Here is a 3,530-nt window from a genome sequence, read left to right as displayed (position 1 = left end):
GCCTTCGCCTGCGCCTTGTGGAGCGCGGCGACCGTCGCCTGCGGCCTGTCCGCCAGCTATCCGCAGCTGGTGGCCGCGCGCATGGCGGTGGGAGTCGGCGAGGCCGGCGGGGTGCCGCCGTCCTACGCCATCATCTCCGACCTGTTTCCGCCCGGCCGACGGGGCACGGCCCTGGGGCTGTTCAATCTGGGACCGCCGATCGGCCAGGCCTTGGGCGTGGCCTTCGGCGCCTCGATCGCGGCCGCCTATAGCTGGCGCGACGCCTTCCTGTCGCTCGGCGCGGTGGGGATCGGGGCCGCCGTGATCGTGTTCTTGTTCGTGCGCGAGCCGAAGCGCGGCGGGCTGGATGCCGCGCCGACGACAGACATTTCCGCCGCCAAGGTCGCGCCCGCCGGCTTCTGGACGACCTGCAGGATGTTCTTTTCGCGGCCCGTGCTGCTGCTGGTGGCCCTGGCCTGCGGCGCGACCCAGTTCATCACCTACGCCGTGCTCAACTTCACCACGCTGTTCCTGATGCGCGAGAAGGGCATGACGCTGAGCCAGGTGGCGCTCTACTACGCACTGCTGATCGGCGTCACGATCAGCGCCGGCATCTACACCTCCGGCCGCCTGGTCGATCGGTTCGTGCCCACGTCGAAACTGGCCTACGCCGTGATCCCGGCCGTGGGACTGACGATCGCGGCGCCGTTTTTCGTCGGCTTCGTCTGGGCGCCGACCTGGCCGCTGGCCCTGGTCTTCCTCGCGATCCCGACGGCCCTGAACTACTTCTATCTCTCCCCGGCCGTCGCGCTGGTCCAGGAAGAGGTGGCCCCGCACCAACGCGTGCTTTCGGGGGCGCTGCTGCTGCTGGTCATGAACCTGATCGGCCTTGGCCTCGGCCCGACCTATGTCGGCGCGGTCAGCGACCATTTCCGGGCCAGCCATCCGCACAATTCGCTGCAGCTGGCCTTCTATTCCCTGGTGCCCTTCTACCTCGTGGCCGTGGCGCTGTTCGTGGCGCTGGCGCGGGCGTTGAAGAAAGAGATCCGAAGCGGAGTCGCCGCGTGATGAAGTTGCTTGCACGAACCCTGGCCTGCGTCGTCGCGCTCTGCGCGGCAGCGCCCGCCTTCGCTCAGCCCGGACCCATCGTCCACGCGCCGGCCGGCGCCGCTCAAGGCGAAGCGGTCGGCGACCTGAGCGTCTACAAGGGCTTGCCCTATGCGTTGCCGCCTACAGGCTGGCGGCGATGGAGGCCCCCGGCCGACATGCCCGCCTGGAAGGGCGTGCGCGACGCCGCCAAGTTCGGCCCGGCCTGCGTACAGCCCAAGTCGCGGCCCGGCAGCATCTATGCCAGCGAGCTGGCGGCGATGAGCGAGGACTGCCTGTCGCTGAACGTCTGGGCCCCGGCCAAGGCGGACAAGGCCCCTGTGCTGGTGTGGATCCACGGCGGCGCGCTGGTGACCGGCTCGAGCAGCGAGGCGATGTACGACGGCGCCAAGCTGGCCGGGCAGGGCGTGGTGGTCGTGTCGATCAACTATCGTCTGGGCGTGTTGGGCTATCTGGCCCATCCGGGCCTCAGCGCGGAGTCGCGCGAAGGGGTGTCGGGCAATTACGGCCTGCTCGACCAGATCGCCGCGCTGCGCTGGGTGAAGGCCAATATCGCGGCGTTCGGCGGCGATCCTTCCAACGTCACCATCGCCGGCGAGTCCGCCGGGGCGCTCAGCGTCATGTACCTGATGGCCGCGCCCCAGGCGCGCGGGCTGTTCGCCAAGGCGATCGCCCAGAGCGCCTACATGATCTCGACGCCGCAGCTGCGGGCCGACACGTTCGGCGACTATCCGGCCGAGACGGTCGGGACCTACGTGGCGTTCAAGCTGGGGGCCAAGGACGTCGCGGCCCTGCGGGCGATGAACGCCAACGAAATCACCGAGGCGGCCGCCAAGGCGGGCTACGCCCCGTTCGGCACGGTCGACGGCAAGGTGCTGCCCCGCCAACTGGTCGATGTGTTCGACCAGGGCGAACAGGCCCGCGTCCCGATCCTGGCCGGCTTCAACAGCGGCGAGATCCGTTCGCTGCGCTTCCTGGCCTCGCCGCCCCCCGCCGACGCGCCCGCTTACGAGGTGCTCATCCGCGAGAAGTACGGCGATCTGGCCGACGCCTATCTCAAGCTCCATCCCGCCAGCGACCTGGCCGAGGCCATGCTGACGGCGCCGCGCGACGCGCTCTACGGCTGGACGGCCGAGCGGCTGGTCGCCAAGCAGACGGCGGTGGGCGCATCCGGCTTCCTCTACCTGTTCGACCACGGCTATCCCGCCGCCGACAGCGCCGGCCTGCACGGCTTCCACGCCAGCGAGATTCCCTACGTCTTCGGCACGGCCGACCGGACGCCTCCGGCCTGGCCCAAGGTTCCGGCGACGCCGGAGGAGGCCGGGATGTCGGACGCGATGGCCGGCTACTGGGCCGCCTTCGCCCGCGACGGCGTTCCCAGCGCGACCGGCCAACCGCGGTGGCGTCCCTATGGCGAAGACCGCGCCTACATGGCTTTCGCCGACCAGCCCAGGCCCGGCGCGCACCTGATGCCGGGCATGTACGAACTGAACGAACAGGTCGTCTGCCGACGCCGCGCCAAGGGCGGCGTGCCCTGGAACTGGAACGTCGGCGTCGTGGCCCCGCCGCTTCCGGCCGGAGATCCTCGATGCTGATGGCGGACGGAGACGTGCAGTCGTTCGCCCTGACGCTCGACAAGTTCCTGGATCACGCGGCCAAATGGCGCCCTCGGGCCCAGGTCGTGACAGCGGGCGAGGGCGGCCGGGTCGACCGGATCGGCTACGCCGACCTCCGCGCGCGCGCCTTGCGGGTCTCGGCCGTGATGGCCGGCTTCGGCGTGGTCAAGGGCGAGCGGGTCGCGACCCTGGCGTGGAACACCCAGGCCCATGTCGAGGTCTGGTATGCGGTCATGGGCATGGGGGCGGTGTGCCACACGCTCAACCCGCGCCTGACCGCCGCCCAGCTGGCCCGGATGGTGGTGCAGTCGCAGGCCCGCATCCTGGTGGTCAGCGCCGATCTCGCGCCCCTGGCCCGCCAGATCGCCGAACACGCGCTGTGCGTCGAGCGGCTTCTGCTCATCGACGCGCCCGCGGACGCGCCGAACGCTCAAGCGCTGGAGCCGATGATCGCGGAAGCCCAAGATAGCGCGACAGCCGAGGTCGTCTGGGGCGATTTCGACGAGACCGCACCGTGCGGGCTGTGCTTCACCTCCGGCACCACGGGGGCTCCCAAGGGGGTCACCTACACGCACCGGTCCAGCTTCCTGCATACGCTTCGTCTGCTGCAGGTGGACGTGATGGCGATCTCGGCGGCCGACAGCGTGCTGGTGGTGGTGCCGATGTTCCACGCCAACGCCTGGGGCTTGCCGTTCGCGGGTCCCGCGGCCGGGGCCAAGCTGGTCCTGCCCGGCCGGCACGCCGACGGCGCCAGCCTGGCGCGCCTGATCGCCTCTGAAGCGGTGACGGTCGCCGTGGGCGTGCCCACCGTCTGGCTCGGCCTGGTCG

3 protein-coding genes are annotated in these 3,530 nt (G+C 70.5%); all 3 read left to right on the top strand.

Annotation, left to right across the window (positions count from 1 at the left end; all coding sequences use genetic code 11):
- The coding region (locus AC1DZ6_RS21535) for a spinster family MFS transporter (RefSeq protein ID WP_477099173.1) at positions 1-1,047 on the top strand (1,047 nt) is incomplete at its 5' end.
- Positions 1,047-2,681 (top strand): carboxylesterase/lipase family protein, encoded by a 1,635-nt coding sequence (locus AC1DZ6_RS21530; protein WP_477099174.1) that lies wholly within the window; start codon positions 1,047-1,049, stop codon positions 2,679-2,681. The genes AC1DZ6_RS21535 and AC1DZ6_RS21530, both read left to right, overlap by 1 nt.
- Positions 2,675-3,530 (top strand): AMP-binding protein (locus AC1DZ6_RS21525; protein WP_477099172.1); only part of this gene is annotated, 856 nt, incomplete at its 3' end. The genes AC1DZ6_RS21530 and AC1DZ6_RS21525, both read left to right, overlap by 7 nt.

The sequence above is a fragment of the Caulobacter sp. P1_B12_2 genome (assembly GCF_056406675.1).
The sequence above is the reverse complement of the archived record's forward strand: the minus strand, read 5'-3'. Positions and strand labels throughout refer to the sequence as shown.

Coding starts and splice junctions, on each gene's coding strand:
- AC1DZ6_RS21530 (WP_477099174.1), top strand. CDS start 1,047: ATGAAGTTGCTTGCACGAACCCTGGCCTGCGTCGTCGCGCTCTGCGCG.